At 44.4% G+C, this 26,571-nt stretch carries 26 protein-coding genes; 18 read left to right on the top strand and 8 right to left on the bottom strand.

Annotated elements, in window-relative coordinates; all coding sequences use genetic code 11:
- The first annotated feature begins 2 nt into the window (after positions 1-2).
- From ACHA99_RS21410 to ACHA99_RS21370, 9 genes are all read left to right on the top strand, one after another.
- Positions 3-3,407: a conjugal transfer protein TraG N-terminal domain-containing protein gene (locus ACHA99_RS21410; protein WP_393944856.1), complete on the top strand. Its 3,405-nt coding sequence runs from the start codon at positions 3-5 to the stop codon at positions 3,405-3,407.
- On the top strand, positions 3,407-3,661 hold the full coding sequence (locus tag ACHA99_RS21405) for a hypothetical protein (protein WP_000091004.1): 255 nt from the start codon (positions 3,407-3,409) through the stop codon (positions 3,659-3,661). Before ACHA99_RS21410 ends, ACHA99_RS21405 begins: the two co-directional genes overlap by 1 nt.
- Positions 3,662-4,157: 496 nt before the next feature.
- Positions 4,158-4,367 carry a hypothetical protein gene (locus ACHA99_RS21400; protein WP_393944854.1) on the top strand — a complete coding sequence of 70 codons (210 nt, stop codon included), beginning with the start codon at positions 4,158-4,160 and terminating at the stop codon, positions 4,365-4,367.
- Positions 4,367-4,978 (top strand): hypothetical protein, encoded by a 612-nt coding sequence (locus ACHA99_RS21395; protein ID WP_393944852.1) that lies wholly within the window; start codon positions 4,367-4,369, stop codon positions 4,976-4,978. The genes ACHA99_RS21400 and ACHA99_RS21395 overlap by 1 nt, the downstream gene beginning before the upstream one ends.
- 2 nt (positions 4,979-4,980) lie before the next feature.
- A complete protein-coding gene (locus tag ACHA99_RS21390) occupies positions 4,981-5,514 on the top strand; it encodes a FlhC family transcriptional regulator (protein WP_393944850.1) in 534 nt (177 codons plus the stop codon).
- Positions 5,515-5,610: 96 nt separating this feature from the next.
- Positions 5,611-8,310 carry a conjugal transfer mating pair stabilization protein TraN gene (traN, locus tag ACHA99_RS21385; RefSeq protein WP_393944848.1) on the top strand — a complete coding sequence of 900 codons (2,700 nt, stop codon included), beginning with the start codon at positions 5,611-5,613 and terminating at the stop codon, positions 8,308-8,310.
- A 147-nt stretch (positions 8,311-8,457) separates the two neighbouring features.
- Positions 8,458-8,685, top strand: a complete 228-nt coding sequence (locus ACHA99_RS21380; RefSeq protein WP_237584756.1) for an AlpA family transcriptional regulator — start codon at positions 8,458-8,460, stop codon at positions 8,683-8,685.
- Positions 8,672-9,625, top strand: a complete 954-nt coding sequence (locus ACHA99_RS21375; protein ID WP_046821264.1) for a replication protein RepA — start codon at positions 8,672-8,674, stop codon at positions 9,623-9,625. The genes ACHA99_RS21380 and ACHA99_RS21375 overlap by 14 nt, the downstream gene beginning before the upstream one ends.
- A 360-nt stretch (positions 9,626-9,985) precedes the next feature.
- The gene (locus tag ACHA99_RS21370) at positions 9,986-10,312 is read left to right on the top strand and encodes a helix-turn-helix domain-containing protein (RefSeq protein ID WP_001158411.1); all 327 of its coding nucleotides are present in this window, start codon (positions 9,986-9,988) and stop codon (positions 10,310-10,312) included.
- Between the two features lie 30 nt (positions 10,313-10,342).
- On the opposite strand, the gene ACHA99_RS21365 is transcribed toward ACHA99_RS21370, so the two are convergent.
- The 6 genes from ACHA99_RS21365 to rpmH form a co-directional block, all read right to left on the bottom strand.
- On the bottom strand, positions 10,343-11,500 hold the full coding sequence (locus tag ACHA99_RS21365; protein ID WP_393944845.1) for a site-specific integrase: 1,158 nt from the start codon (positions 11,498-11,500) through the stop codon (positions 10,343-10,345).
- Between the two features lie 197 nt (positions 11,501-11,697).
- On the bottom strand, positions 11,698-13,059 hold the full coding sequence (gene mnmE, locus ACHA99_RS21360; RefSeq protein WP_131524518.1) for a tRNA uridine-5-carboxymethylaminomethyl(34) synthesis GTPase MnmE: 1,362 nt from the start codon (positions 13,057-13,059) through the stop codon (positions 11,698-11,700).
- Positions 13,060-13,165: 106 nt separating this feature from the next.
- Positions 13,166-14,794, bottom strand: coding sequence for a membrane protein insertase YidC (gene yidC / locus ACHA99_RS21355; RefSeq protein WP_105250801.1), 1,629 nt, complete (start codon positions 14,792-14,794; stop codon positions 13,166-13,168).
- Positions 14,795-14,797: 3 nt separating this feature from the next.
- The gene (gene yidD, locus ACHA99_RS21350) at positions 14,798-15,052 is read right to left on the bottom strand and encodes a membrane protein insertion efficiency factor YidD (protein WP_006083829.1); all 255 of its coding nucleotides are present in this window, start codon (positions 15,050-15,052) and stop codon (positions 14,798-14,800) included.
- The gene (gene rnpA / locus ACHA99_RS21345) at positions 15,019-15,375 is read right to left on the bottom strand and encodes a ribonuclease P protein component (protein WP_105250802.1); all 357 of its coding nucleotides are present in this window, start codon (positions 15,373-15,375) and stop codon (positions 15,019-15,021) included. The genes yidD and rnpA overlap by 34 nt, the downstream gene beginning before the upstream one ends.
- A 15-nt stretch (positions 15,376-15,390) precedes the next feature.
- Positions 15,391-15,528, bottom strand: coding sequence for a 50S ribosomal protein L34 (rpmH, locus tag ACHA99_RS21340; RefSeq protein ID WP_006083827.1), 138 nt, complete (start codon positions 15,526-15,528; stop codon positions 15,391-15,393).
- Positions 15,529-15,973: 445 nt separating this feature from the next.
- Here rpmH and dnaA point away from each other — a divergent pair, with 445 nt between their 5' ends.
- The 5 genes from dnaA to gyrB are packed head-to-tail and all read left to right on the top strand — an operon-like array spanning position 15,974 to position 22,200.
- Positions 15,974-17,362 (top strand): chromosomal replication initiator protein DnaA, encoded by a 1,389-nt coding sequence (gene dnaA, locus ACHA99_RS21335; protein WP_113941415.1) that lies wholly within the window; start codon positions 15,974-15,976, stop codon positions 17,360-17,362.
- A gap of 19 nt (positions 17,363-17,381) precedes the next feature.
- Positions 17,382-18,482, top strand: a complete 1,101-nt coding sequence (dnaN, locus tag ACHA99_RS21330) for a DNA polymerase III subunit beta (protein ID WP_105250803.1) — start codon at positions 17,382-17,384, stop codon at positions 18,480-18,482.
- Entirely contained in the window at positions 18,457-18,687 is a 231-nt protein-coding gene (locus tag ACHA99_RS21325) for a hypothetical protein (protein WP_393944841.1), read from the top strand. The genes dnaN and ACHA99_RS21325 overlap by 26 nt, the downstream gene beginning before the upstream one ends.
- A complete protein-coding gene (recF, locus tag ACHA99_RS21320) occupies positions 18,684-19,766 on the top strand; it encodes a DNA replication/repair protein RecF (RefSeq protein ID WP_105250804.1) in 1,083 nt (360 codons plus the stop codon). The genes ACHA99_RS21325 and recF overlap by 4 nt, the downstream gene beginning before the upstream one ends.
- Positions 19,767-19,782: 16 nt before the next feature.
- On the top strand, positions 19,783-22,200 hold the full coding sequence (gene gyrB / locus ACHA99_RS21315) for a DNA topoisomerase (ATP-hydrolyzing) subunit B (RefSeq protein ID WP_113941413.1): 2,418 nt from the start codon (positions 19,783-19,785) through the stop codon (positions 22,198-22,200).
- 112 nt (positions 22,201-22,312) lie between these two features.
- On the opposite strand, the gene ACHA99_RS21310 is transcribed toward gyrB, so the two are convergent.
- Positions 22,313-22,975 (bottom strand): glutathione S-transferase family protein, encoded by a 663-nt coding sequence (locus tag ACHA99_RS21310; protein ID WP_393944838.1) that lies wholly within the window; start codon positions 22,973-22,975, stop codon positions 22,313-22,315.
- A gap of 240 nt (positions 22,976-23,215) precedes the next feature.
- Between ACHA99_RS21310 and ACHA99_RS21305 the strand changes: the two genes are divergently transcribed.
- The 4 genes from ACHA99_RS21305 to ACHA99_RS21290 are packed head-to-tail and all read left to right on the top strand — an operon-like array spanning position 23,216 to position 25,461.
- On the top strand, positions 23,216-23,518 hold the full coding sequence (locus ACHA99_RS21305) for a hypothetical protein (RefSeq protein ID WP_006083821.1): 303 nt from the start codon (positions 23,216-23,218) through the stop codon (positions 23,516-23,518).
- Position 23,519: 1 nt separating this feature from the next.
- Complete coding sequence (locus ACHA99_RS21300) at positions 23,520-24,746, top strand: sulfite oxidase (RefSeq protein WP_393944837.1); 1,227 nt, start codon at positions 23,520-23,522, stop codon at positions 24,744-24,746.
- The gene (locus ACHA99_RS21295) at positions 24,746-25,129 is read left to right on the top strand and encodes a cytochrome C (RefSeq protein ID WP_393944835.1); all 384 of its coding nucleotides are present in this window, start codon (positions 24,746-24,748) and stop codon (positions 25,127-25,129) included. Before ACHA99_RS21300 ends, ACHA99_RS21295 begins: the two co-directional genes overlap by 1 nt.
- Positions 25,126-25,461, top strand: a complete 336-nt coding sequence (locus ACHA99_RS21290) for a c-type cytochrome (RefSeq protein ID WP_173496103.1) — start codon at positions 25,126-25,128, stop codon at positions 25,459-25,461. The genes ACHA99_RS21295 and ACHA99_RS21290 overlap by 4 nt, the downstream gene beginning before the upstream one ends.
- 93 nt (positions 25,462-25,554) lie before the next feature.
- Here ACHA99_RS21290 and ACHA99_RS21285 read toward each other — a convergent pair whose 3' ends face one another.
- Positions 25,555-26,475 (bottom strand): biotin-dependent carboxyltransferase family protein, encoded by a 921-nt coding sequence (locus ACHA99_RS21285; RefSeq protein ID WP_393944833.1) that lies wholly within the window; start codon positions 26,473-26,475, stop codon positions 25,555-25,557.
- Positions 26,476-26,571 lie beyond the last annotated feature (96 nt).

Here is a 26,571-nt window from a genome sequence, read left to right as displayed (position 1 = left end):
TAATGGATTTTAGTATTTATTCCGTCGGTGATGCCGCATTTCTAGAGCAAATAATGATTGCTGTGGCGATGGCTACAGGCACCGGTGATTTTGAACGCATGGTAAGTATTGGCCTTTTAATTGGCGCTCTTATCATCTCATTTCAGTCGTTATTCCAGGGAGCTAAATCCTGGGATTTACATCAAGTTTTTGCTTGTTGGCTCGTGTATGCAATTTCCTTTGGAGCCGGCGTTACGGTAACTATTGAGGACGCGTACAACGGACAAGTGCGAGTAGTGGATAACGTACCTGTTGGTCCAGCCGCCGCTGGTTCTATAATCTCAAGCGTTGGATTTGGTCTCACAAAATTATTTGAGGTTGCATATAGCCCTGTCGCGAGTGTGACTGAATCAAAGTTCATGGATTCTTTAGAGTTATTATCAAAGCTCAGAAATCACGAAATGGAGTCAGCACTATGGACTGTCTGGAATGATTCCCTAGGAGGCGGTGCTGTTGATATGAAGAAAAGCCTGACTAACTACATATCAGAATGCACATCAATTAAATTTTCATTAGGTGAGTCAAATGAGGATCAAATCAACACAGAGAATTGGCGTACAGCTCTCAGATTTGATTCACAAATATATGGGACCCGATTGTTCCTGTCTCCATCTGGCCCGACAGATCCCAGTTGTACAGATGGCTGGATTCAGTTGAGTCAATCCCTTGAAACAGCCTTCAATTCTGGCCTTTCGCAACAAGCTCTTGGCTATTTGCTGTCTACCACTGATGCTTTGAATGCTACATCTGACTCTTTATATCGCCTGCAGGTTACGAATGTGGCCGCAGGTGATTTTATAAAAGCCAATTTTCTGCAACCTATCGTACAGCGTGGCTTTGCTCAGTACTACAGTGATATGAATGATCCGTACGCACAAATCATGCTCACTCAAGCTGAGTCTCAGCGAAATACGCAATATGCAGCCGAACAGTCTTTGTTTGTAAAATCGATTCAACCTCTTATGACCTTGGTAGAGGGGTTTGCCTATGCGATTACGCCCATAGCCGCATTTGTTATGGTGCTAGGTTCTAAAGGTTTGCTATTGGTCGGTAAGTATCTTCAAATGCTTATATGGGTACAACTTTGGTTGCCAATTATGTCGGTAATCAATCTATTCATTTACATAATGGGACAGCAGGCGCTCGGAAAATATACCACAGGGAACTTATCCTCATTTGAAGGTGTTGCATATGCTGGGGCCGAAATTGAGCGTTGGATAGGGATAGGTGGAATGATGGCCGCAGCAACGCCAGTCCTATCGTTGATGTTAGTAACTGGCTCAGTATATGCCTTCAATAGTCTTGCTCAACGAGTGGGGGCGAGTGATACCGTCAATGAAAAACTAATGTCTCCAGACTTAGTGGACCGTGGTTCTGTTTTGAGTCAACAACCACAATTTAATCAATCCCGAATTGCTGGAACAATGACCTCTGGAGGTGAGTCGTTAGTTGATAGTATTAACTTAGGAAGTACCGTAAGTAATGCCCTTAGCAGTAGTTCTGCTGCTACTGCACAGGCTCAGAAAGGCTTCGCTAGTCAATTAAGTAATAGTGTGTTTTCTGGACATGGTTCAGAACAGACTTATTCACAACTACACTCATTAGGACAAACGTTGAGAGCGTCTGATTCAACTCAGGCTAAAAGTATTTTGTCCGCGGCGCAGAACTATGTTACTGATCGTGGGATAAATGCTTCTCACACGGATGCTGTGGCTGGAGCTATTGCTATGCGAGCCAGCGCTGGTGTGGATGCCGGAAAACTTGCTGCTGCTTTTACAGGACCGGTTGGTGCCGCTGTAAATGCCGCTAATCCGGTATCTATGAACGGTAGTTTAGATGTATCTGCGCAATCGCAGAGTCAGGATAGTAGACAGCAGCTTAGTTCTGATATTGACTCTTTATCTCGCGGACTCGGTTTTACAAAAGATGACAGTTCAGCATTAACGAGTGATTTGGCTCGGCAAGTGTCCACTGATAAAGGTCAACGTTTTACCCAGAGCTTAGGTGAAGAGCAGAGAAAGCAGCTCATGCAATCCAGTTCTGATCTTTTGTCTTCGCAACAAACCTACCAAGAGTTATCTCAGGCTCAGCAAACTATCGGGACTACAAGCAACAATAATATTAGCGCGTTAGCTGACAAAGTTCTGAACAACTGGTCAGCCGGTAAGTCATTGTCAGATGGTGTTAGACAGTCATCGCCAGAGACAAGAGATTTTGCGCAAAGAAAAGCCCAGCATTACAAAGATTTAGGTATTGATTCCCAGAGGGCAATAGTTGGAGGGCAGTTGTTTGCTATGCTCAATTCCAACTCTCCATCTGAACAAGCAATTGCAGCCAGTGCAATAGCAAAGGCCACTGGTGGCAACAGTGGTATTGACTTTAATCAACCTGGTCAAAGTGCAATGTTGGTAAAGGATGCTCCGCGCTATGTCTCGCCGGTTGAAAATTCGAGCGCACTTTCGGCACCGGAAAGAATGAGCAATGAACAAAAGCTTTTAGCTGAATCAGGCAGTATTGGATCTGAAAATTCTGTTCGTGACGCTCATGAAAAGGGTATCCAACAACTTGAGCAGAGTTATGGGACAAGCAGAAATGAATATCTTAATGACCGCTTGCCTGCGTTAAGAGCACAGATCATGGCATCCGATTTGGCCCCGTCAACATCCAGTGCTTTGTTTGCAGGTGCTGAGGGCGCAGGTCGTTTTGTACAGCAAGTTGTGGGTGGCGCAGGAGCCGCCAAAGAAGGGTTCGCAGAGAGTTTTGGGCAATCGATGTCTAAGTTAGCCCAGATGACTCCGGAACAACGAGATCAGTTTATTGAGGACACAAAGAAAGGGGACGATTACGTCAAGCAAGAGTATGGTCTTGGAGGCTTCCTGGCTGTAGGTGCTGCAAATCTGGGTAGGGATATCATTGGTGTGGGAATCAGTGGATTTGAAGCCGGTAAAGAATGGTTAACCGGTAAGTCAGATCTTTCAGAGGCAGCACAGGGAATGTCTGTTAGAGAAAGAGGGATGTTTTTTGCTTCGGCATTAGCAAGTGCAAGCGAGGCTGGAGCTGGAAAGGCGGCTGAGTTTGTTCAGCAATATGGTGACGAATTCAGGCAGATAGCAATGGATACTGCAAGATATGATTATGGTTTGAATAGTCAGGCAGGAGCAGAATTGTTTGCTGCATCGTTGATGGGCGGCGATTCATCGCGCTCTGGAGAACTAAGAGAAAATCTCAGAGAAGAGGTTGGTGATAACGCATTGGCAGATAAAATGGCTGCGATTATTGAAAGTTCTGCGGGGGCAGGTAAAGACCAAGCGGGCGGATATTTAGCGCCTGTATCAAGGTATTTGTCCGTAGCCAAAGGAGGCCGTTAATGAGCAGACGAGCTGAATATAGACGCGCAATTAAAGAGCTTAAAGTGATGATATTACTGGGGGAAGGGAGATGGCTAAACGAAAAGCCAATCTCCTGTGGAAATAAAAAATTTATCGTCGATGGTTCGGTGTTGAACAATGTAATCAGAGAGCATCCGGAACTTAATAAACACATTTTGATAGGTTTTTTTTCGTCGCCTCAACGGTATCCGTTATTAAGATATAAAGATAGGCAGTTAACGTTAAGTCTATAATTAATAAAAACAAAGGCTCTCAGGAGCCTTTGTTTTTATTCAATCCATAAAAGCTTCCGGATACATCTACGTCACTTACCATTGGAGATCCTGTGGCAGGGTTGTATGTGACGTCTGCAAACAGATCTAGCCCAGATAATGTGTTCGTTTTACTCCCGGAATTACTGATTAGATAGGCTCTTCTACCAATCTTTAAAGATGCCAGCAGAGAAACTCCGACTACAAAAAATATGAGCGACCATAGGCCAAGAAGTTTGTACGAATAGAACAAACTTACGATTAAAAACAAAGAGAATAGCGCCTTTTTCATTTACGCCTCCTGATTAATATGTAACCGATTATAGATTATCGTTCAGAAATGCAAATCTTCATAGCACCATAAAATGATACTGTAAAAAAACACAGTGTTTGGCGTTGCATTATCAAAAAGTCATGGTATTTATGATTGATAACAAAGTTAATCAGTGAATAAATCAGGTGTGTTATGGAGAAAGATATGAAGCATTTAGATCGTGAAACTGAAAAGCGATTAAACATCGTCGTTAAGGCAATCGGAACGTTGTTTATTCTAAGCTTTCTTGCTCACTTAGTTATCTCGTCGTGGAGAGATGACCAATATGGATTTACCTTACTAGCGTTGATTGCAGGGGGCGCGTTAGTTTCAATCAATCTGGGCCGCAGAAAAAAAGGTAAGGAGAGCTGCTGATGTATGCGCTAGAGCCGCTAGAACGTGATGTAATTGGTAGATTTGACAGATTTGCTGTTCAATTGAGCGAAGAGAAGCCAGATCAAGATGTTCTTGAGTTCGATTTAACTCTATGGACGCTGCTAAAGCTCCTATCAGCCAATGCGCCATACGAGGTGAGCAATCATTTTTCTATTCCAGAAGATCTTGTTAAAAAACTGGCCTCAGCTCCTGACAGTAGTATTTTACAGTTAGCGAGTGGAGTTCTATTAAGCTTTAAACTTGAAACAGATCAAATAGAAGTGATCGACAAACTTACCGGTAGCTACGATTCTGTAATATGCCTAAGAAATGTTGTGGACGACTTTGACGCAGCGTACTGGCTATTGCTTAATAAGTTAGCTAGTAGAAACTTGGACATGGCGATGCAAATTTTTGGTGTATCTTCTGGTCTTGCTTCCTCAGTCGCCGCCTCCTCAAACAGCCAGTTAAGGTCGTTATCGCATAGGGTCGTTATTAGATTTTCATTGAGATTTGATATTGGCGTACTCGATCAATTCTTATCAGCAGCTCTTGCCGATACAACGCCGATTTTATTAAAAAAAATTCAGCAATCTTTGGTGTGGAGATAATCATGAGTGAATGTTTTACATCTGGTTCGTTATCTCGCTGGGTAAAAGCAAGGCACATGGCATTGGCGGGTTATATCACAAAGATAATTATCCTAGAGACTGGTTTGACTTATAAGCAAGTTCGCAGGCTGTACGCTGAGCTTGAATATTCCGGATATGATGTGAAGGATAAGAAATCCAGGACATTCCGTGGTGGAGCGACGCTGATCCACAGTCAGACATCTAAAATTCAAGCATCGATTTTAATGCAGCTCTATGCAAATCTTGGAGGGGAAAAGGTTAAGCGTTCTGTAGATATTAGCGCTCTGAATAAAGCGTTTAGGATGTATCACGCTATCCGTAAAGAAGTACCGGGTATGAAGGGAGGGAAATGGGAGCCCTTCGATATTACAGACGCTTGGTGTCTTGCCTCTGAACTGCGCAGTGAAGAAGGAATGATAGAGTACTGTGAGCAATGCCAATGCACTTTCTTCACGTCAATTAATCAACGAACATGTGTTGAATGCCCATTCTGTCGGGTCTCAAAAGCTGCCTGAATACAGCCGCGTATGCCGCAAAAGGGCAAATAGCGATGCTAATTTTTATGAGAGAGCGACATAGCATTATCCAAACTAAAAAGCTGGAGAAATGCTATGTCCACTATGCCGCCCATCATGACGAGGTTTGTTGCCTCGCTCCTATGTTTAACCATCTCAGTTCTTCCGATACATTCTTATGCGGGTAATCAGGAACCTAACATCGGAGCTGTTGGTCGTGATGCCAAACAATTTGGTTTATCTATTGCGAACGGAGTTAAGCAAAACTCTGCTCAGATTCAAGATGGTAAAATTTCTCTACCAGTCGGTAATGGCCAATCAACATCCATAAACATAAATGAACTGTTTCCTGGAGTTCAACCTGGGCAAAATACCGCAGAGTATTTCCCTGATGCAGCATCTCAGGAGGAGCTAGAACAGATATTCAGTGATGCTGATGCTATGGATCAGTTTGGTAATGAGGCAAAAGCCAATTTATTCCAAGACGCCAACAGCTCCAATCCCTCAATATCAGGTTCTGCATATCAAGTTCTTATGGATGCGGCCAATCGCTCACGCCCTGATTTCAGTAATGACCCGGTACTAAATCTAAGCAAAAAGACCTATGAGGATATGGACCTCATCGCAGATGGCTTTGGGGATTGTTCTGCCGAAACAACTATCAGCAAAGGGAATATAAAAGCTCATATTCCTGATTATGAGCGATGCCAGCGAGTAATTAAACCAACAGGGGACTGCGATATAATTCACTCTCTTGGGATCAGTAGCACAGTTGAAAATGTTTACGTCGCCTCACAAGGTAGAACATGGTACACGGTAAAATTTGATCTAAAAGATGGGTCATGGAAGGCTATATCCCCATCAGATGGGGAACATAAGGTTGCCCAGATACCTACTGTTGATTACAACGCTATGTGCAGCGGAGCTGTAAATTTCAAAACAGATCTCATTGGTTCCTGGGACTGGCCTGAGCACGGTATTCCCGGAAAGATCGATTCCACTGTTATTTATAGGGTAAATCAGTATCCCACTTGTGATAATGGGTTGGTCGGGATCGTTCAAATACAAGACACGACGGCCTCTGATGACCTTGATTGGGTTCTTGGGGGGCGATTTTCATTTAGATTCACAAAGCAAGAAGAGGATAAATGGATACCGCAATCTTGCATTGACGACGCTCAAAAACTACAAGACGGTTTTTGCACCGGCTCACTGAATGTGGTTGAAGGTGCTCAGAATGATGTTGATTGTATTGTTGTTAATGGTGCAACGATATGTCCTGAAGATTCCTTTTACAACACGTTAAAACCCTCGCCACTTCCTGGTGTTCCGAGGCTAGCCCAAAAAGTTCGTCTGTCTAAATTGCAGTGCGATTTTAACGTCGGTCAGATGGAATGTTGGACAGACCCTCAGGGTGTCGAACACTGTCCAAGTAATGATGGCTCTAACTTAAACTCTTGCGCTGCACTGGAAAGTAACCCTCAGTGTGGTTTCATCAGCTCTGAATGTGTTGATGGTGCCGCAGGTTCTTCGGGGCAATGTTATGTATTCAAAGACACCTATGATTGCGGTACCAATGTTGATGTTCCTACATTAGAGAAAAATACTGAGTATCAATGTGGCGGACCTATACGTTGCATGGGGGATGATTGTCTTGATGTGACAAAAACTCAAAGTGCAGATTTTGCAAGGGCAACAGCTCTGCTTAATGCGGCTCAATTCATGACTCAGGACATGAGTTGCACTGATAGTGCAACAGAAGAAGGAGGGGATCAAAATATAGACCAGGGATGCGCCGTATTTGGAGGGGAGTCTGGAGAATGCAAAATTGCTGTCGGTGGTGTTTCAGATTGTTGTGAGAAACCGACGAATATTTCGTTTGCTGATTATCTCAATTTGATTATGGCCGTGCCTAAGCTAGACGGTGCCGTTATGGGACTCTCTGATGGCAGTGCCGTGAAAGGAGCATACCAAGTATTAAGAGACCCCGTAATGTCTGGCTGGACCGAAATAACACAGCCTTTTGCAAGTTATATAGAAAATATTAGTGGAGCGGTTGATAGTTTTCTCCAGCCTGTTCAACAGTTTGCTGAGGAGACTATTGGCGCATTAAAGGAGCAAATTACCAAGCTGACTTCTGAAGCTCTAGGAAATGCTTCTGCGACGGGAGCCGCTGGCGTACCTGCAGGGGCTCCTGAATCAATGACTGAACAAATCCTCGGCCAACAAGGTGCCGCCATGCTAAGCACCGTCATGACTGTTTACACAGTGTATGTTGTGTCGATGGTCATGATCCAGATGATATGGAAGTGTGAGGAAAAGGAATTCACCATGAATGCTAAAAGGGCGCTGAATAGCTGCACATACGTTGGTTCTTACTGCAAGTCCAAAGTATTGGGAGCGTGTGTCGAGGAGAGAGAGTCCTATTGCTGTTTCAACTCGCCACTGTCTCGAATCATCCAAGAGCAAGTTCGGCCACAACTTGGCCTTAACTTTGGTGATGCGCGCGCACCTCAATGCGGCGGAATTCCATTGGATCGAATAGCGGATATTGATTGGAGTAAGGTCAACTTGGACGAGTGGTTGGGGATACTTCAGCAAAATGGAAAACTTCCTGATCCCGCATCGTTAAACTTGGACGCTTTAACGGGAGCTGGAAGTGATTTTAATATTGATGGTACTCGGCAAGACGCATCGCAACGAGTCATGGAGCGGCTGGAAGGGATTAATGTAGACAAAATTAGAAACGACAAAGCGCGTGAAATTTTTCCTGACTTGGATGGCAATGGTGGTTGATGTTTATCAATAAGAAACTTTCACATGTGAAAGTTTTTGTGCCGGAATAAATCGCCTAGGTGCCCAAATAGGGCACTTCCAGAGGCCATGTTTACGGGGTTTCACCCTCAAAATTTCTCCAGTAAATCAATGATGCTGGAGAAAATTATGCAGCAAACTTTAAATGAAAAAGATTACAGTCACCTGCAGATGGTCTCTGTTTACGAGGTGACTGCCCTTCTTAAAATATCTGCGCCAACGCTTCAAAGGATTCGCACAAATGACCCATCATTCCCTAAACCATATAAGATTAGTGGTGAGAAAACACTCAGATACAGATTAGATCAGTTGGAAGCATGGCTTGATTCACGCAGGATCAGTAATGAAGTCATTTAGCCAACTTTTTTCACAGTATCAGTCAGATATTGAAGTAAAAAATAATAGTAGACCACAAGGCTTGAGTAGGGCTGAGTCTGAATTAATAGATGCATCTGTAAGGATCAAATCAGATCCGCCCTCGTCCAATGATTTCACTTTTATGCACTCAATAATGTGCCAAGTTGGTTTACCTCGCTCACGAGTTAACGGAACAGAGTTTGAGAGACGCTGCGGTGCTGTTGGTCTGTATGTTCGTGCAGGCAAAATTTGGGACGGTAAACAGTTTGTTCAGCAGCCCGTTCCTTATGGGCCAATGCCCCGTTTGGTAATGGCGTATCTGAACACTCAGGCGTTGCGTTCAAAATCACCAGAAATTGATGTAGGCAATAGCGCCAGAGGCTTCCTTAAACAACTGGGTAAGGAGTCATCAGGAGGCAAAAACGGGAGCTATACAAACTTCCGTAAACAGCTTATGGCGTTGTCTGCTTGTAGTATTACGCTGGGTTTTAGTACCGCTGAAAAAGCGATTACTTACGATGGTAAACCAATCCAAAAGTTTGAGGCTTGGATTGGTAACAATGATAATCAAGGTGCATTATGGCCCGGTGTTATTACATTTTCGCAAGAGTACTTTACGACGCTAAGCGAACATGCTGTACCGCTTGATTTAAGAGCTATAAATGAGCTTACCACCAGTGCTCTTGCTATGGACATTTATGCCATGCTTGCGGATAGATTGCATCGAATTAGTGGTAGGCCTGTTGTATTACACTGGCATAATTTGCGGGAGCAGTTTGGTCAAGAATATACTGGAGAAGAGGCAGACAAGAATTTTAAGAAAAAATTCCTTCCTGCACTACAGCGAGTTCTTGCTGTTTATCCGGATGCAAAAGTTAAGAAAGTGACAGGCGGGATTTTGATGATGTCCAGCCCCCCACCAATACCCTATCGTGATTGAATTAATAACCGGCCAATGTGCCGGTTTTTTTATCTTATTGCTCAACAAAGTTGTGGAAAACCCTGTTGGTTTGAATTTTATCCACGCATAGTTAGACCCCCCTTGTTACGCATAGTTAGACCCCAGTAAGTTAAATTTTTACGCATAATCGGGCCCCCTTACCGCGCATAATTGGCCCCCCCCTAAACCTATAGGTATTGCCTTTAAAAAATATCCTATAAATATCCCTATAGTTGAACCATGTTAAGGTGTTAATAACTCTCTTTGCGCCCTAAAAGGGCAGTTCCAGAGCCGAGGATCTGAAACCTGTGTTGGTAGACTAAACCAGTCGATTATTTATGGGTTTCAGTAGATATGACTATGCAAGAGACAGAGTTGCTTAATAGTGTTTTGAAAGAACTGGCTGAGATAAAAAACATGCTCGCTAGATCGTCAGGAGCAGACAAAGTTAATTTGGAAAAGGTAATGCTGAACATTGATGACTGTGCTGAGCTGACAGGGTTGTCAAAAGGTCATTTATATAAGTTAACCAGTCAAAATGTTATTCCGTTTTACAAACCAAATGGTTGTCGGATTTATTTTAAGCGGGAAGAAGTGATCGATTGGCTGCAGTCCAACCGGGTCAAGACAAACACAGAAATTTCAAAGGAAGTGAGTTCGAGAATAATCAGGGGCCAAAGAAATTAATTTTTTTGGCCCTATGTCTATTGTTCTGTTTTAAAGACTGTCGGCAAAAATATCAGGAAAGCTCCGCATTGCGTCCCTTCTTCTTTGATCTAAGATATCAGCATAAATCTCAGTTGTTTTCAGTTCACTGTGGCCCAGCAAGCGTGATAATGAATAAATATCTAAGCCCCGCGCAAGCTGGTTAACTGCAAACGAGTGGCGACCGGCATGGAAAGTTACATGTTTGGTTATTCCAGCAAGCATTGCCCAATGAAGTAGCGCTACGTTGGTATAGCTGCTGTATCGCAATGCTTTAAACACGCGTTCATCGTTATCCTTGCGCTCTCCCATCAACCTTACCGCTGAATCTGGTAAGTCGAGGTATTGAAGTGCCGTTCCTCTATTCTGGATTTTTTTCTGCTTAAAAATGATTCGAAAATGGCCTTGCTCAAATTCTTCCACTTCTGACCAAACTAGCTTCTGTATGTCAGACCAGCGCAGTCCTGTTGTGCAGCTAAACAGAAAGGCTCGTTTGAGGACGTCGTAGCGACATTCAGCTTTTGCCATAGCCTTTATCTCTTCCAGAGTCAGATAAACCCTTTGGTTTGTTTCTGGTTTAACGCTTTTCACAGTCCGAACAGGGTTATCTCTGATAATCCCATCTTGGTATGCCTGGTTCAGGGCCGCCCTTATTTTATTGAAGTAACTGCTTACTGTATTTCTTGACAGCAGTTGATCAGATTTCGTCGTTGCACTTTTCAAAAGATGAGTTTTAAAACCCTCAAGAAAGGCTCTATCAATATCTTCGAATGTGAGTTCTGCTCGCCCATGGTAGCGTCTTAGATGATGTCCGGCTGAGACCCAAATTGAATAATTGGATTTACTGCCAGAAGCTTTGCTATCAGTAACTGAATCGTAATAATCGAAGAAACTGGCAGACAGTTTAGTTCGATCCTCCAGCTTATGCCTTGATGTTTCGCTTTCAAGCAGTCTCTTAGAGCGCACCGCTTCAGCGATCCTTAATGCTTCTTTATTGTGCTCTCGCTCAGATGGAGACCGTGGTTTGTCATAGATGAAGATGTCTAATGGCTCGTGTGAGCGTTTCAGTTTACGTTGCCCGTCTTCAACGCTGGAACCGTAGTAATACACCAAGCGCAAGGAGCGTTTTCCTTCGCGGTCTGGCTGTCGCTTTTCGATAGATACTTTCATTGATGGTTTTCCCCCATGTTCCCCACGATTATATGGCTGGGGAACAAGCAGGGCAATATATGACCAAAAGAACATAGTAAAAGTAAAAAGAAAACCAATAAAATGCCGTTACATTTTTAATTTATCAATCTAAATCAATTATTTATATTGTTTTCTTTTGGTGTCTTTTGACTTCTTTTTCTTTAAAGTCTATTGCTTCACTTCCCGATACAGAAAGAGCTGAAAATCTTGCCTAAGAGATCATCTGAGGTGAAGCGGCCAGTGATTTCCGATAGCGCTAATTGGCACATGCGTAACTCTTCTGCCAGCAGTTCTCCAGCTAGGTACACTTCTAACTGTTCTTTCCCCAATTGCAGATGGCTTGCGGCGAGTTCAAGGGCTTCTAAGTGACGACGACGGGCGATAAAGCCACCTTCGAGGTTACTCTGGTAGCCCATGAGTGACTTTAAATGCTGCTTTAACTGTTCGACACCTAAGCCCGTTTTAGCCGAGATCCGGTAAACACTATAACCTTGTTCCTCTGTCATCATTAAGTCTTCGCCAGTGAGATCGGCTTTATTGCGGATCACTGTCACACCTAAATTTGAGGGCAGGCGATCGACAAAGTCAGGCCAAATATCATGGGGATTAACGGCGGCAGTGGTGGTGCCATCAACCATAAATAACACCCGATCGGCACTGTTTATTTCATTCCAAGCGCGTTCTATACCAATTTGTTCAACGGTATCTGTCGTATCACGTAGGCCTGCAGTATCGATAATGTGCAGCGGCATGCCATCTAAGTGGATGTGCTCGCGTAATACATCCCGTGTTGTACCAGCAATTTCGGTAACGATAGCCGATTCTTTACCGGCTAAGGCGTTTAATAAGCTGGATTTTCCAGCGTTAGGACGACCCGCGATCACGACTTTCATGCCTTCGCGGATGATAGAACCTTGTTTAGCACTGGCTTGCACTAGGTCAAGTTTGTCGATGATTTTGTAGAGTGCATTGGCAATTTTACCATCACTTAAAAAGTCGACTTCTTCATCGGGGAAATCAATCGCAGCTTCTACATATAAACGTAGGTTAGTGACTTGATCCACCAGCTCATGGACTTCCTTAGAAAATTCACCCTGGAGTGATTGCAGCGCACTTTTAGCCGCTTGCTCACTGGTGGCATCGATAAGATCGGCAATCGCTTCGGCTTGGGTCAAGTCTAGCTTATCGTTCATAAAGGCTTGTTCGCTGAACTCACCGGGTTTGGCTATTCGAATACCACCGACTTCCATTACACGTTTGATCAGCATGTCTAGAACGATTTGGCCGCCGTGGCCTTGAAGTTCTAATACATCTTCGCCAGTAAAGGAATTGGGGCCTTTAAAAAACAGCGCTATGCCTTGGTCGATTACTTGGCCTGTTGCACTTTTAAAGTCGCAATAATCGGCATATCTTGTTTTAGGAAGATGACCCAATACGGCCATAGCTACATCACTGGCCTTGTTGCCTGAAATTCGGATGATGCCAACGCCGCCACGTCCGGGCGCGGTGGCTTGAGCCACGATAGTGTCAGTTGTCACGGAAATACCCACCAAACTAATATCTACCAAATCATGTAAAGGAAAAGGCGGCTAATTAAGCCGCCTTTAGTATTATTTTCACTTTATGCTTTGCTAAAGGTAGGGCTTATTTTAAGCCTTTTTTCTCAAGACCTGCATAAATAATCTTCTGCTGCGTGATGGCAACTATGTTACCTACTAACCAGTACAGTACTAGACCTGATGGGAACCACAGGAAGAATACGGTAAAGATTACTGGCATCCATTGCATCATTTTCACTTGCATTGGATCCATTGTCGGCGCAATTGGCTGCATCTTCTGCATTACAAACATGGAGACGCCCATCAGCAGCGGCAGTATGTAGTAAGGATCTTGTACCGATAAATCGTGGATCCACAGCATAAATGGTGCATGACGTAATTCGAAGCTTTCTAGCAATACCCAGTATAAGGCAATGAAGATTGGCATCTGTAAAATAATAGGTAAACAGCCACCCATAGGGTTAACTTTTTCTTTCTTATACAGTTCCATCATGGCTTGACCCATCTTTTGACGGTCATCACCAAAGCGTTCTTTCAAATCTGTCAGCTTAGGTTGCAGATTACGCATCTTAGCCATTGAGGTGTACTGCGCTTTTGTCAGCGGGAACAGTAAACCACGAACGGTTAATGTGATCAGAATAATTGCCACACCCCAGTTACCGACGAATGATTGATAGAACATCAATAGCCAGTGAATAGGAACCGCTAACCACCATAAGAAACCGTAATCGACCACTAGATTTAAGGTTTCAGAAATCGCTGACAGTGCCGCTTGATCCTTAGGACCAACATAGAACTGTGAGCTAATTTCTTGGCTGGCACCAGGTGCAATATCGTATACCGCGCCGCGGAAACCAATATTAGCTAAACCACCAGCACTGACACTAGAAAAAATGGTGTTGCTGTCAGTTGCGGGTGGTACCCAAGCTGAAACGAAATAGTGTTGTAACATGGCTGCCCAACCGCCTAAAGTGGCTTGGTTCAGGTTACTTTTGGCCATGTCGTCAAAGTTGTATTTTTCATAGCGCACATCATTCGTTGAGAACGCACCACCACGATAGGTAGGCATCATCATGCTGCTTTCAGATGGCTTGATCGTTTGTTTAATCTGACCGTACATCTGAACTTGCAGCGGTGCTGCTGAAGTGTTGTTGATTTTATAGTCAACATCTATGTTGAACTTACCGCGATGGAATACGAACACTTTAGTGTAAGTCACACCATTGTCAGCGATATAAGTTAACGGTACTTCTAAGGTATCTTGGCCTTCGGCTAAGGTATATTCAGTTGCCGTTGTGCTAAATGCGGCACGGCCTTTTGCGCTGCTATCGATACCATCGCGACCAATTAGGCCGCTTTGAGCGATATAAGTGAAATCATTCGTTTGCTCAAGCAATACGAATGGTTGATCTTTCTCTAGTTCTTTTTTGTGCGAAACTAACGCAGCAAAAACGATGTCACCACCCACTGGATTGATTTGAATGTCTAACTGATCTGTTTTTACCGTAATCAGTTTGCTGTTTGCAGTAACTGCAGCAGCAGGAACACCTGTATCAGCTTCTGGAACATCGGCACTGTGCGAACTTGCCGCGTTCGCCACTAAGGACGATTCGGTTGCAACGGGTTTAGGAGCTTTGTCTGCTTGCCACTGTTGCCACAGCAAAAAGCTGACAAACAGTAGTCCTATGAGCAATATATTGCGTTGAGATTCCATAGCCTATTTATTACACCTATCATTTTTAGGGGGGACGGGATCACTACCGCCGGGATGTAAAGGGTGACATTTTAATATGCGTTTCAATGCAAACCAACAACCTTTCGCGGTTCCATGCACTTTTATTGCTTCAATAGCGTAGTGAGAGCAGGTGGGATTGAAACGGCATCGAGGGCCCAGTATAGGGCTTATGAATACTTGATAGCCACGAATTAACGTGGTCGCTAGCCATTGTAGCGGCGACTGAGTTTGCGCCATAGCTTTTCTATCAATTTGTTGATTTCAGCGTTTTCCATTTCCATCACGCCATTTCTGACAAGCACAACAATATCAAGATGAGGAATGTCGTGTTGATTTAAGCGAAAACTATCTCTGATCACGCGCTTAATACGGTTACGTTGATTGGCGCGTTTTACATAGCGTTTAGCAACAGTAAGGCCCATACGCGGATGTTGTTCCGTGTTAGGAATAGCGAGCAAGGTAATTTCAGCAGAAGATGCTTTGATGGGATTGGAAAATACAGATTTAAATTGCGCGGGAGTTAACAAACGTAACTCCCGCGAAAAGGTATAGCTAGTCAACTAGTTACCCACTTATTAAGCAGATAAACGAGCGCGACCTTTCGCACGACGACGTGCAAGCACCTTACGGCCGCCTACAGTAGCCATACGAGCGCGGAAGCCGTGAGAACGCTTGCGCTTCAGGTTGCTAGGTTGAAAAGTACGTTTACTCATGATGGCAATCCGTCTTTGTTATTAGTGAACATATCCTTATCTCTAGGATAGAGGTAAGGGCAAAAAAGAGGCCGAATTGTAATCACAATACTTAGTCACGTCAACAACGAAAGTAAGTAAGTGCTTTATTTCTGCCAGCGTACCCTTAGATCAATCCCCAGAATACACCATAAGATGTGGATAACTCTGTGTACGGACACTACATGTAGTAGTGAAGGGGATCTTCGAGCCGATCGAAGGGGCGCCATTATAGATCAATGTGGATCGCTTAATAAAGCAGGATTTGCGGTTAGTGCTGAATAAAAGGATCGTTTTGGATCTTTGATGATCGAGGATATCCACATAGAATGATCTCGCTGGGGATAAATATTTTTTAAGGATAGCGATCCTTGAGATCTCGCTATAGAATACACCTCTTTTTTGATGATCTTTTGGGGATAACTAAGTGGCTGTTTCACTTTGGCAACAATGTATCGGACGACTGCAAGATGAGCTTTCTGCTCAGCAGTTCAGTATGTGGATCAGACCGTTACAAGCCGAAATGGATGGAGATACTCTGGTGCTTTATGCGCCCAACCGCTTCGTGCTTGATTGGGTCAGAGATAAGTACATCAATATCATTAATCAGTTCTTTACTGAGCAAATGGGTAGCGACGCGCCTAAATTGCGTTTCGATATCGGTAGTCGTCCTTCGGCGAAAAAGCCAAGTGTACCGGCACCGATTGCGCCAACTCGAGCACCCAATACTCAAACGAAAGCGACTGTGGGCACGACCTTTAATGTCCAAGCCGAGCCTATGGCGAACGCGAATCACCGCAGTAACATCAATCCGAGCTACCAGTTTGATAACTTCGTAGAAGGTAAGTCGAACCAATTAGGTAAGGCTGCGGCGTTACAAGTGGCTGAAAATCCGGGTGGTGCTTATAACCCACTATTTTTATATGGCGGAACAGGTCTAGGTAAGACTCACTTGTTGCACGCTGTCGGTAACGGGATCATTAAAAATAATCCTAATGCCAAAGTGGTTTACATGCATTCCGAGCGTTTTGTCCAGGACATGGTTAAAGCGCTGCAAAACAATGCGATCGAAGAATTTAAACGTTACTACCGTAGCGTCGATGCCTTGTTTATTGATGATATTCAATTTTTTGCCAATAAAGACAGATCCCAAGAAGAATTCTTTCATACCTTCAATGCGTTACTTGAAGGGAATCACCAAATTATTTTGACTTCAGATCGTTATCCAAAAGAGATCGACGGTGTTGAAGACAGATTGAAATCGCGTTTCGGTTGGGGTTTAACTGTGGCTATTGAGCCACCAGAGTTAGAGACCCGCGTAGCGATCTTGATGCGTAAAGCTCAAGAGAGCGGCATTAACTTGCCCGATGAAGTGGCTTTCTTTATTGCTAAGCGTTTACGTTCAAACGTACGCGAGCTAGAAGGGGCATTAAACCGCGTTATCGCCAACGCTAACTTCACGGGTCGGCCAATTACTATTGATTTTGTTCGTGAAGCCTTACGTGACCTCTTGGCACTTCAAGAAAAATTAGTCACTATAGACAATATTCAGAAAACCGTAGCTGAATACTACAAGATCAAGATGGCTGATATGTTGTCTAAGCGTCGTTCACGCAGTGTTGCGCGCCCAAGGCAAGTGGCAATGGCGTTATCCAAAGAATTAACTAACCAAAGCTTGCCGGAAATTGGTGATGCTTTTGGTGGTCGAGATCACACCACAGTGTTGCATGCCTGTCGTAAGATTGCTCAGCTACGGGAAGAGAGCCACGACATTAAAGAAGATTATGCTAATTTGATTAGAACCTTATCTTCTTAAAACAAGGAATTTGGACACGATGAAATTCTCAATTGATAGGGATGCCCTATTAAAGCCGTTGCAATTGGTGTGTGGTGCGGTAGAAAGACGCCATAACTTGCCCATTTTGTCTAACCTCCTTGTAGAAGTAAGTGGTCACTCACTTAAGCTGACTGGTACAGATTTAGAAGTCGAACTCGTGGGCCAAGCTGTGGTTCACGGTGATATCGAAGAAGGTCGTACTACGGTTCCGGCGAAGAAACTGCTCGATATTGTTAAGTCTTTGCCAGAACAAAGTGAACTGAAAGTCGAACAACAAGATAATAAATGGTTGCTGCGTTCAGGCCGTAGCCGTTTTTCCTTAGCGACTTTGCCCGCAGAAGAATACCCCAACGTTGAAGCCTTCCAAGCTGAGATTGAATTTAGCTTGAAGCAGGGTGTGTTGAAGTCAATTATCGATTCGACGCAGTTTTCGATGGCTAACCAAGATGTACGCTATTACCTCAACGGTTTATTGTTTGAAACTGAAGGTAATGTGTTGCGTGCGATAGCGACCGACGGCCATCGTTTAGCCTTAAGTCATCGTACGATTGAAGCACAATTACCGGAAAAACAAGTCATTGTGCCCCGTAAAGGCGTAATTGAAATGGCGCGCTTATTGGAGTCAGACGATCTCGATATCACCATTGCTATTGGTGATAATGCTATTCGTGCCACCACGGCTAACACAGTATTTACCAGTAAATTAGTCGATGGCCGCTTCCCTGATTATCGCCGTGTATTGCCAAAGGGCGGTGATAAAATTGTGATTGCGAGTCGTAATCACTTGAAGCAAGCGCTGACGCGGGCTTCTATTTTATCCAATGAAAAATTCCGTGGTGTGCGTATTCAACTCGAAAATGGTCTGCTCAAGATCACCGCTAATAATCCTGAACAGGAAGAAGCGGAAGAAATCATTGATGTGGAATACAACAATCAGGCCTTAGAAATTGGTTTTAACGTCAGTTACTTACTGGACGTGCTCAACAACCTTAAGTCCGATGATGTGCGTATCACGCTCATTGATGGTAACTCCAGCGCCCTAATCGAAAACCATTTGGAAGAAGATTCCATGTATGTGGTTATGCCGATGCGCTTATAAACCATCGATTTTTACGTTACCCGTGTCTGTACTTCTGTCTTCGATGTCTATGCCGCTTAACGGCGGCACAGTGTTTAATGCACAGCATTGGCCATTCTTTCACTCATTTACCGATAGTCTTAGCCTGTGGCAGCGATTGAGTTGCTCGTTAAGTGCTATGAATCCTTGTCTACGCCGTTTACGCGGCTTAATGAGTAATGCATGAGCCTGACCCGTCTCAATATCGAAGCGTTTCGCAACATTCAGTCCGCACAGTTAATCCCCGCACCTGGGATTAACGTGATTTATGGTCAAAATGGCAGCGGAAAAACCAGTATTTTAGAAGCCATTTATTTCCTCGGCATGGGGCGCTCGTTTCGCAGCCATTTATCCCAACGAGTGATTAATCATGATGACGATAAATTAACGCTATTTGCGACTTTAAATTTAGCGCGCGGTGACAGTAAAATTGGTTTACGCCGATTTCGCAATGGTGAGACGGAAGTGAAAATCGACGGCGAAAAAGTCAAACGTCTGTCGACCTTAGCCGAAGCTTTACCTATTCAAGTGATCACACCTGAAAGCTTTTCTTTACTGTTTGAAGGCCCAAAATCCCGTCGACAATTTATCGATTGGGGCGCATTTCATGCTGACCCCCAGTTTTATGGCGCTTGGACGAATGTTCGCCGCGTTCTTAAGCAAAGAAATCAATTGCTTAGAAACGGTTCGGCTTACAGTCATATTCAATTTTGGGACCAAGAGTTTGTGCGCTATGCCGAGCAGGTCACCGAAATACGAAACCATTATGTAGACTCGTTAAATGAGCTACTTAAGGGTATAATCGGGGAGTTTTTACCGAGTGTAGATGTGAAGGTTTCATTTACGCGCGGCTGGGATAGTAAAACGGATTTTGCAGAACTACTCGAAAACCAATATTCCAGAGATTTGGCCACAGGTCATACCGTCAGCGGTCCCCATAAAGCTGACCTTAGACTTCGTGTAGGCACTTTGCCGGCGCAGGATGCCCTGTCCCGTGGTCAATTGAAATTATTAGTCTGTGCACTGCGTATTGCACAGGGAAAGTTGCTCAAACAACAAATAGATAAAAACAGTATTTATCTTGTGGACGATCTTCCGTCCGAGTTGGATGCACAGCATAGGCAGCTATTGCTTAAGCAGTTAACGGATACCGGAGCACAAGTTTTTGTGACCGCCATTGATCCTGCTGCAATAGTCGATTCGTTACACACGCCTCCCAGTAGGATGTTTCATGTGGAACAGGGACGTGTAACGGTAATTGAATAACCATTGAGAGAATAATATGTCAGAGAATAGTTACGATTCTTCGAGTATTAAGGTCCTTAAGGGCCTTGATGCAGTACGTAAGAGACCTGGGATGTATATTGGTGACACCGACGACGGTACGGGTCTACATCATATGGTGTTCGAAGTAGTCGATAACTCTATCGATGAAGCCTTAGCCGGCCACTGTAGCGATATTACGATTACTATCCATGTAGATGGTTCGGTTTCTGTTAAGGATGACGGCCGTGGTATTCCGGTCTCTATCCATGAGGAAGAAGGCGTATCGGCGGCAGAAGTTATTATGACGGTATTGCATGCCGGCGGTAAGTTCGACGATAACTCCTATAAAGTGTCTGGCGGTCTCCACGGCGTGGGTGTATCGGTTGTAAACGCTTTATCTAAAAAGCTGCAAATGACCATTCGTCGTGCTGGCAAAGTATATGAGCAGTTTTATACTCACGGTGTGCCTGATGCGCCGATCAAAGAGATTGGTGATGCAACCAAAACCGGTACCGAAATCCGTTTTTGGCCAAGTGAAGATACCTTCAGCGATGTTGAGTTTCACTTTGAAATTCTGGCAAAGCGTGTGCGTGAACTGTCTTTCCTTAACTCAGGCGTGGGTATTCGTCTGGTTGATGAACGCGACAATAAAAATGAATTTTTCAAATACGAAGGCGGTATTAGCGCATTCGTCGATTACCTGAACCGTAATAAAACACCCGTCAACAAAGACGTATTCCACTTTATGCAAGAGCGTGAAGATGGCATTACCGTTGAAGTGGCTATGCAGTGGAATGACGGTTATCAGGAAAATATTTTCTGTTTTACCAACAACATCCCACAGCGTGATGGTGGTACTCACTTAGTCGGTTTCCGTAGTGCGTTGACACGTAACCTCAACAGCTACATGGAAAACGAAGGCTATAACAAGAAAGGCAAAACCAGCGCGACTGGCGACGATGCCCGCGAAGGCTTGACTGCCGTTATCTCTGTTAAAGTGCCAGATCCTAAGTTCAGCTCGCAAACCAAAGACAAACTGGTTTCTAGTGAAGTGAAAACCGCGGTTGAACAAACCATGGGTGAGAAGCTGAACGATTATCTGCTGGAAAACCCAGCCGATGCGAAGTTGATCGTCGGTAAGATTGTTGATGCTGCCCGTGCCCGTGAAGCGGCGCGTAAAGCCCGTGAAATGACCCGTCGTAAAGGCGCACTCGATTTAGGTGGTTTGCCAGGTAAGCTGGCCGATTGCCAAGAAAAAGATCCTGGTCTTTCAGAAATTTACATAGTGGAAGGTGACTCTGCTGGCGGTAGCGCTAAGCAGGGACGTAACCGTAAGAACCAAGCGATTCTGCCACTGAAAGGTAAAATTCTAAACGTTGAGAAGGCCCGCTTCGATAAGATGTTGTCTTCTCAAGAAGTGGCCACACTGATCACGGCACTTGGCTGTGGTATTGGTCGCGACGAATATAACCCAGATAAAACCCGTTATCACAACATCATCATCATGACGGATGCTGACGTCGACGGCTCGCACATTCGTACTTTGCTGTTGACCTTCTTTTTCCGTCAAATGCCTGAATTGATTGAGCGTGGTTATGTGTATATTGCTCAACCGCCTTTATTTAAAGTGAAAAAGGGCAAGCAAGAACAGTATTTGAAAGATGAGCCAGCATTGACTCAATACCTCACGACTCAAGCATTGGATGGCACTGTTGTGTATCCAACGCAAGGTGCGATTGGTATGTCAGGTGAGCCGTTAGAGCGTTTAGTGACTCAGTATCGTGAAGTGGAAGCCATTGTTGCTCGTTTAGAGCAGCGCTATCCAACGCACATTACTAACCGTATGCTTTACCATCCAATGATCACCAACGAGATGTTGGCCGATGAAGGCAAGATGAAAGAGTGGATCGATGCCTTTATCCATGAGCTGGTGGAAATGGAAAACAGCGGTGTACTGTATTCTGCTGAGCCGATTCTCGATCCTGAGCGTAAAGTGTATCTGCCTAAGATCACCATTCGTAAACACGGTATCGATACTAACTATCTGTTTACTTATGACTTCTTCCAATCAAGCGATTATCAACGTATCGGTAAGTTAGGTGCGGCGTTAGATGGCATGATTGAAGAAGGCGGCTATGTACAACGCGGCGATCGTGTTAAAGAAGTCGGCAGCTTCCTCGAAGCGCTAGATTGGACGATTTCTGAAGCCAAACGCGGCTTATACATTCAACGTTATAAAGGATTGGGTGAGATGAACCCTGAGCAATTGTGGGAAACTACAATGGATCCTGAATCACGCCGTATGTTGCAAGTCACGATTGATGATGCTGTGGGTGCCGATCAGTTGTTCACTTGTTTGATGGGTGATCAAGTTGAACCTCGTCGTGAGTTCATCGAAGCGAACGCATTGAACGTGGCTAACTTAGACGTTTAATGCTAGATGTATAATATTAGACGTGTAATGCGTGTTAAGTGACACGCGTTAGTACTTGAATGATTAAGGGAAAGCCAAGGCTTTCCCTTTTTTATCTCTATGATTTATCTCTTTATCGATCAATACCCGCTTCATCCGCCGCAACAATTTCAGTCTCTGCTTTAGCCGCATTAATCCACGCCTGCATTTCCGGACAGCTGATCACATGCTGCATATAGGCACGGCTTGCCTGCGAGACTTCAATATCGTAGGTAAGAAAACGCATAACCACAGGGGCAAACATCATGTCGGCAATCGACCATTGGCCAAATAACCAAGTACCTTCGGAATTTGATGGGGCAAACTCGGCCATCTGTGCAGACCAAATCGCATCGATGCGCTCAATGTCTTTGCGGACCGCATCTGTGAGTTCAACATAGCGCCTCGCGCGTATGTTCATTGGTAGAGCGTTACGCACGGCATTAAAGCCTGAATGCATTTCACTGGCAATCGATCTGGCCTTGGCTTTTTGTTTAGGATCTTGCGGCCATGCGCTACCTGCAAGATAGGTGTCGTTGAGGTATTCACAAATTGATAGTGAATCCCATACCCTAATGTCACCATCGACTAATGTCGGTACTTTTAAAGTCGGCGAAATGGCTTTGAGTTGCTGATAGAAGCTGTCGGTATCGAGTTGCAGTAATATTTCGTTGAACTGCACGCCAGATTTTGCGGCCATAAACCAAGCCCGCAGTGACCAGCTAGAGTAGTTCTTATTGCCAATATAAAGATCCATTGTTTGTCCTTGAGTGAAATGCCGAGTGTTTCTGCAAAGCTACTATATGGACTCATTTCACCTATGACTAATGAATATTTTACCCTTTCTATATCCGCTAATACGTGTCATTTCTCTTGAGCTTACGAGTCACTTTTATTGAATTTAAACGACTCACAGCATTGAGATAATTTAACCATATCTTAATTACTTTGTTCGATGGATTCTGTCGAGATGAAGGCTAATTGGCGAGATAAATGGATGTGGCAGCGAGTAATTTACCCCGTAAGTGCACTGATTTTTATGCTATCGGCGGTGGCAAACGCCGATGAGGCAAATAAGTTATTGAATATGTGTAAGGCCTGTCATGGCGAGTCCGGTGTGAGTCGTTTTGAGCATATTCCTAACATCGGATGGCAAAACTCAGAATACCTATTGAAGCAGCTTCGAGCCTTTAAGGCGGGGAATCGCCAAGATCCCACTATGACTAAAGTTGCCCAACTCTTGACTGAGGCTGATATGCAGCTGATGGCGGATTACTTTTACCTCGGAAAGGATAAATAACATGGATCTTAATCGTCGGTTTTTTATTAAAGGTGCGGTAGCGACGTCTGTGTTATCAGCTTTACCCGTTAAGTGGGTATTTGCCGATCAGCTTCCCGCAGAGGTCATTCCTCTGGATATATCAGCATTAACTTGGACTAAGGGTGAGGACTTGCCGAGTTATTTCAAAGTGTTAAACACTCATCCACTGAATGCGTTTCCGCCGGAGCATAAGCTCGCTCCTGCTGTGACGCCTGCCGATGCCTCGTTTATCCGTTGGAATGGCATAGTGCCTGATTTTAAGGCGCTGGATGCTAAGACTTGGACTTTTAAAGTGGATGGCGAGTCCGTTGCTACTCCGAAAACCTACACAATCGATGAGCTCAAGCGCCGCTTTAAGCATTACACATTACAGTTACTGATTGAATGTGGTGGTAATAGCCGTTCAGGCTTCTTTCCTAGCACTAAAGGCAATCAATGGAATAATGCTGGCGTATTTTGCTCCGAGTGGACAGGTGTCTTAGTGAGTGATGTGCTTAAGGATTGCGGTATTAAAGCTGATGCTGTTTACACTGGCCATCACGGTGTTGATCGGCATTTGAGCGGCAAAGGTGAGGCGATTTCACGCGGCATACCAATAAAGGCGGCGCTCGAAGAGCTTGGGCTTATTGCATGGTCGATGAATGGTGAGGACATTCCTTATCTACATGGATATCCCTTACGTATTGTGTTTGGTGGACGGCCAGGATCCGTTTCGCAAAAAGCAGCGACGGGGATCAGTGTGCGTAATAAAGTCCATGATGGACATAAAATGGAAGCACCAGCGTATCAACTCCCTAAATATCCGATAGCGCCAGGTGAGTCTGTTGATGATAAAGACTATAAAATCATTGAAGAAATGATAGTGAAGTCATTGATCACTCAACCCCAATCTGGAACCGAATTAGCTGTGGGTCAAAAGATGACTATCGCAGGCCATGCTTGGGCGGGATTACGGGAAGTGGTTAAGGTGGAAGTCAGTTACGATTATGGCACCCGTTGGTTTGCCGCTGAATTAGAAAAACCTAAAAATATAACAGCATGGCAGCAATGGAAGATTGAATTGCAATTACCGTCGCAGGGCTATTATGAAATCTGGGCCAAAGCGACCGATAGTGAAGGTGATAGTCAGCCTGTCGTACAACCGCAATGGAATCCTAAGGGATATATGTTTAACGGCTGCCACCGTATTGCCGTTAGGGTGGTGTGATGAAGTCACATATCAATAAACTGATATTGCTTGGGTTAGTGGCATCCAGTATTTCGCTAGCTGCTGAGTATCCAGTGGACCCTAAATCGGGTTTGATCATGGCTCCTGGCTGGGAGTTAGTGAATTATCAATGTAATGCCTGCCATACCAGTATGATAGTCGTGCAAAACCACGGCGATAAAGCCTTTTGGAAAGAGACTTTGCAGTGGATGATAGACACTCAGGGTTTATGGGACTTGTCGGATACTTGGGAGCCGACCTTGAGTTATCTAAGCACTCATTATGGGCAGGCTGAAATGGATATGACGATCTTCAGACGTCTACCTTTAGAACCGAACCTGCAGCCTGTGCTAGTTAAGCCTTTCCCTAAGGAACCAAAATGAAAGCGATTATCATAAGTTTGATTGCGCTATGTGGCTTATCTACAGAGGTTAATGGAGAGGTTTATCAATCAGATATAGAGCGAGGTCAGGCATTGGCTACGGCACAGTGTGAGTCATGCCATGGCAATGCGGTGATCGCTATGGCCAAGCAATTCCCAAACTTAAAGGGACAAAAATTAGCTTATCTTAATAAACAGCTCGTCGATTTTAAAACCGGTTTACGACTCGATCCTTTGATGCAATCACAAGTCAGCGCGTTAAGCTCTGAGCAATTACAAGATGTGGCGCTGTTTTATAGCCAGCAAGTTACACCGAACCTAAGTGCGAATTAGCGCGAGCATAGTGTGTTATTTGAATTAAACCGATATAGGGTTTAGTAGGGAATACGGGGTGATATTTTGTAGATTTGATTATGTAGTCGTTCGTTAACCTAGGCTACGTTGTAGTCGATAGAAGTAGTCATGCCATTCTGCTTGCGCCGTTGCGGCTTGTTCATCGTCGACTAATTCGAATGTTACTGTCTGCCCTGGGCGAGTTTGCGCGAGTTTCCACAGATCGGCTTCAATAATCACGGCGATTTGAGGATGATTGCTGGTGGTCTTAGCATCGGCAAGTAACACTAAAGGTTGCCCTGAAGCTGACACTTGAATGACTCCTGGCTTGACTGTATGTGATTGAATGGGAAATTGTTTTGCTAAGGTCAATATTTCCCCGTTGAGTATTGCACTTGCACGATTGCTTTCTGCCGAAAGTTGCCACTGTGTTTGCCAGAATATTTGCTGAGATTTCAACGAGAAGGCTTGGGTGTGCTTTGTTGCGAGTGCGCGAATATGCCCATTCCAACTTTTTTGAATTGCGCCAACTTGCCTTCTTAGTGGATGTGCGGAACCTAAGGTCAGGTTATCGCCAGCTTCTAATGCGCGACCATGAAATCCACCGATACCTGAGGTTAAATCAGTTGCAGCAGAATCCATCACTAACGGCACTCTAACGCCGCCATCAATCGCAACATAGGCACGCATGCCTTTATTTCCCCCTCTAAGACTGAGTTTTTGTCCTGCCTTAATGGAGTAGCGCCAGCCGCAAACTATGGGTTTATTGTCTATGCGAGCATCGAAATCGGCACCCGTTAAGGCAATCCAAGCATCACGTTTAAACAAAAAAATCGATTGGCCGAAGGTCAATTCCAGTACGGGTGTATTGTCTGGATTTGAGAGTAGGCGGTTTGCTAAACACAGTGCAGGTCTATCTAAGGCACCAGCTTGGGTTACGCCTAAATGTCGATATCCCATGCGTCCGATATCTTGAACTGTGGTTAGTGCACCAGCTTTTATTACCTCGATCATCAAATTTTCCGTTGTTAGCTCGCGAGTAGATTGTTAATCACTTAAAGGGAGACAAAATACGTATCCCTTTATGAATGGTAGGCATATTGTCAGTTA

Source organism: Shewanella sp. S23-S33 (assembly GCF_043359565.1).
Lineage (GTDB): Bacteria > Pseudomonadota > Gammaproteobacteria > Enterobacterales > Shewanellaceae > Shewanella > Shewanella oncorhynchi.
Note: the sequence above shows the minus strand (reverse complement) of the source record. Positions and strands in the feature narration are given on the sequence as shown.

Bases quoted from the DNA above. Each gene is read 5' to 3' on its own strand.
- dnaN (WP_105250803.1), top strand. From the start codon at position 17,382: ATGAAATTCTCAATTGATAGGGATGCCCTATTAAAGCCGTTGCAATTG.
- ACHA99_RS21325 (WP_393944841.1), top strand. From the start codon at position 18,457: ATGTGGTTATGCCGATGCGCTTATAAACCATCGATTTTTACGTTACCC.
- ACHA99_RS21290 (WP_173496103.1), top strand. From the start codon at position 25,126: ATGAAAGCGATTATCATAAGTTTGATTGCGCTATGTGGCTTATCTACA.
- ACHA99_RS21295 (WP_393944835.1), top strand. From the start codon at position 24,746: ATGAAGTCACATATCAATAAACTGATATTGCTTGGGTTAGTGGCATCC.
- yidD (WP_006083829.1), bottom strand. From the start codon at position 15,052: ATGGCGCAAACTCAGTCGCCGCTACAATGGCTAGCGACCACGTTAATT.
- ACHA99_RS21370 (WP_001158411.1), top strand. From the start codon at position 9,986: ATGCAAGAGACAGAGTTGCTTAATAGTGTTTTGAAAGAACTGGCTGAG.
- ACHA99_RS21285 (WP_393944833.1), bottom strand. From the start codon at position 26,475: ATGATCGAGGTAATAAAAGCTGGTGCACTAACCACAGTTCAAGATATC.
- ACHA99_RS21390 (WP_393944850.1), top strand. From the start codon at position 4,981: ATGAGTGAATGTTTTACATCTGGTTCGTTATCTCGCTGGGTAAAAGCA.
- ACHA99_RS21395 (WP_393944852.1), top strand. From the start codon at position 4,367: ATGTATGCGCTAGAGCCGCTAGAACGTGATGTAATTGGTAGATTTGAC.
- ACHA99_RS21300 (WP_393944837.1), top strand. From the start codon at position 23,520: ATGGATCTTAATCGTCGGTTTTTTATTAAAGGTGCGGTAGCGACGTCT.
- recF (WP_105250804.1), top strand. From the start codon at position 18,684: ATGAGCCTGACCCGTCTCAATATCGAAGCGTTTCGCAACATTCAGTCC.
- yidC (WP_105250801.1), bottom strand. From the start codon at position 14,794: ATGGAATCTCAACGCAATATATTGCTCATAGGACTACTGTTTGTCAGC.
- ACHA99_RS21375 (WP_046821264.1), top strand. From the start codon at position 8,672: ATGAAGTCATTTAGCCAACTTTTTTCACAGTATCAGTCAGATATTGAA.
- rpmH (WP_006083827.1), bottom strand. From the start codon at position 15,528: ATGAGTAAACGTACTTTTCAACCTAGCAACCTGAAGCGCAAGCGTTCT.
- gyrB (WP_113941413.1), top strand. From the start codon at position 19,783: ATGTCAGAGAATAGTTACGATTCTTCGAGTATTAAGGTCCTTAAGGGC.
- ACHA99_RS21305 (WP_006083821.1), top strand. From the start codon at position 23,216: ATGTGGCAGCGAGTAATTTACCCCGTAAGTGCACTGATTTTTATGCTA.
- ACHA99_RS21410 (WP_393944856.1), top strand. From the start codon at position 3: ATGGATTTTAGTATTTATTCCGTCGGTGATGCCGCATTTCTAGAGCAA.
- ACHA99_RS21405 (WP_000091004.1), top strand. From the start codon at position 3,407: ATGAGCAGACGAGCTGAATATAGACGCGCAATTAAAGAGCTTAAAGTG.
- ACHA99_RS21400 (WP_393944854.1), top strand. From the start codon at position 4,158: ATGAAGCATTTAGATCGTGAAACTGAAAAGCGATTAAACATCGTCGTT.
- traN (WP_393944848.1), top strand. From the start codon at position 5,611: ATGTCCACTATGCCGCCCATCATGACGAGGTTTGTTGCCTCGCTCCTA.
- ACHA99_RS21310 (WP_393944838.1), bottom strand. From the start codon at position 22,975: ATGGATCTTTATATTGGCAATAAGAACTACTCTAGCTGGTCACTGCGG.
- ACHA99_RS21380 (WP_237584756.1), top strand. From the start codon at position 8,458: ATGCAGCAAACTTTAAATGAAAAAGATTACAGTCACCTGCAGATGGTC.
- ACHA99_RS21365 (WP_393944845.1), bottom strand. From the start codon at position 11,500: ATGAAAGTATCTATCGAAAAGCGACAGCCAGACCGCGAAGGAAAACGC.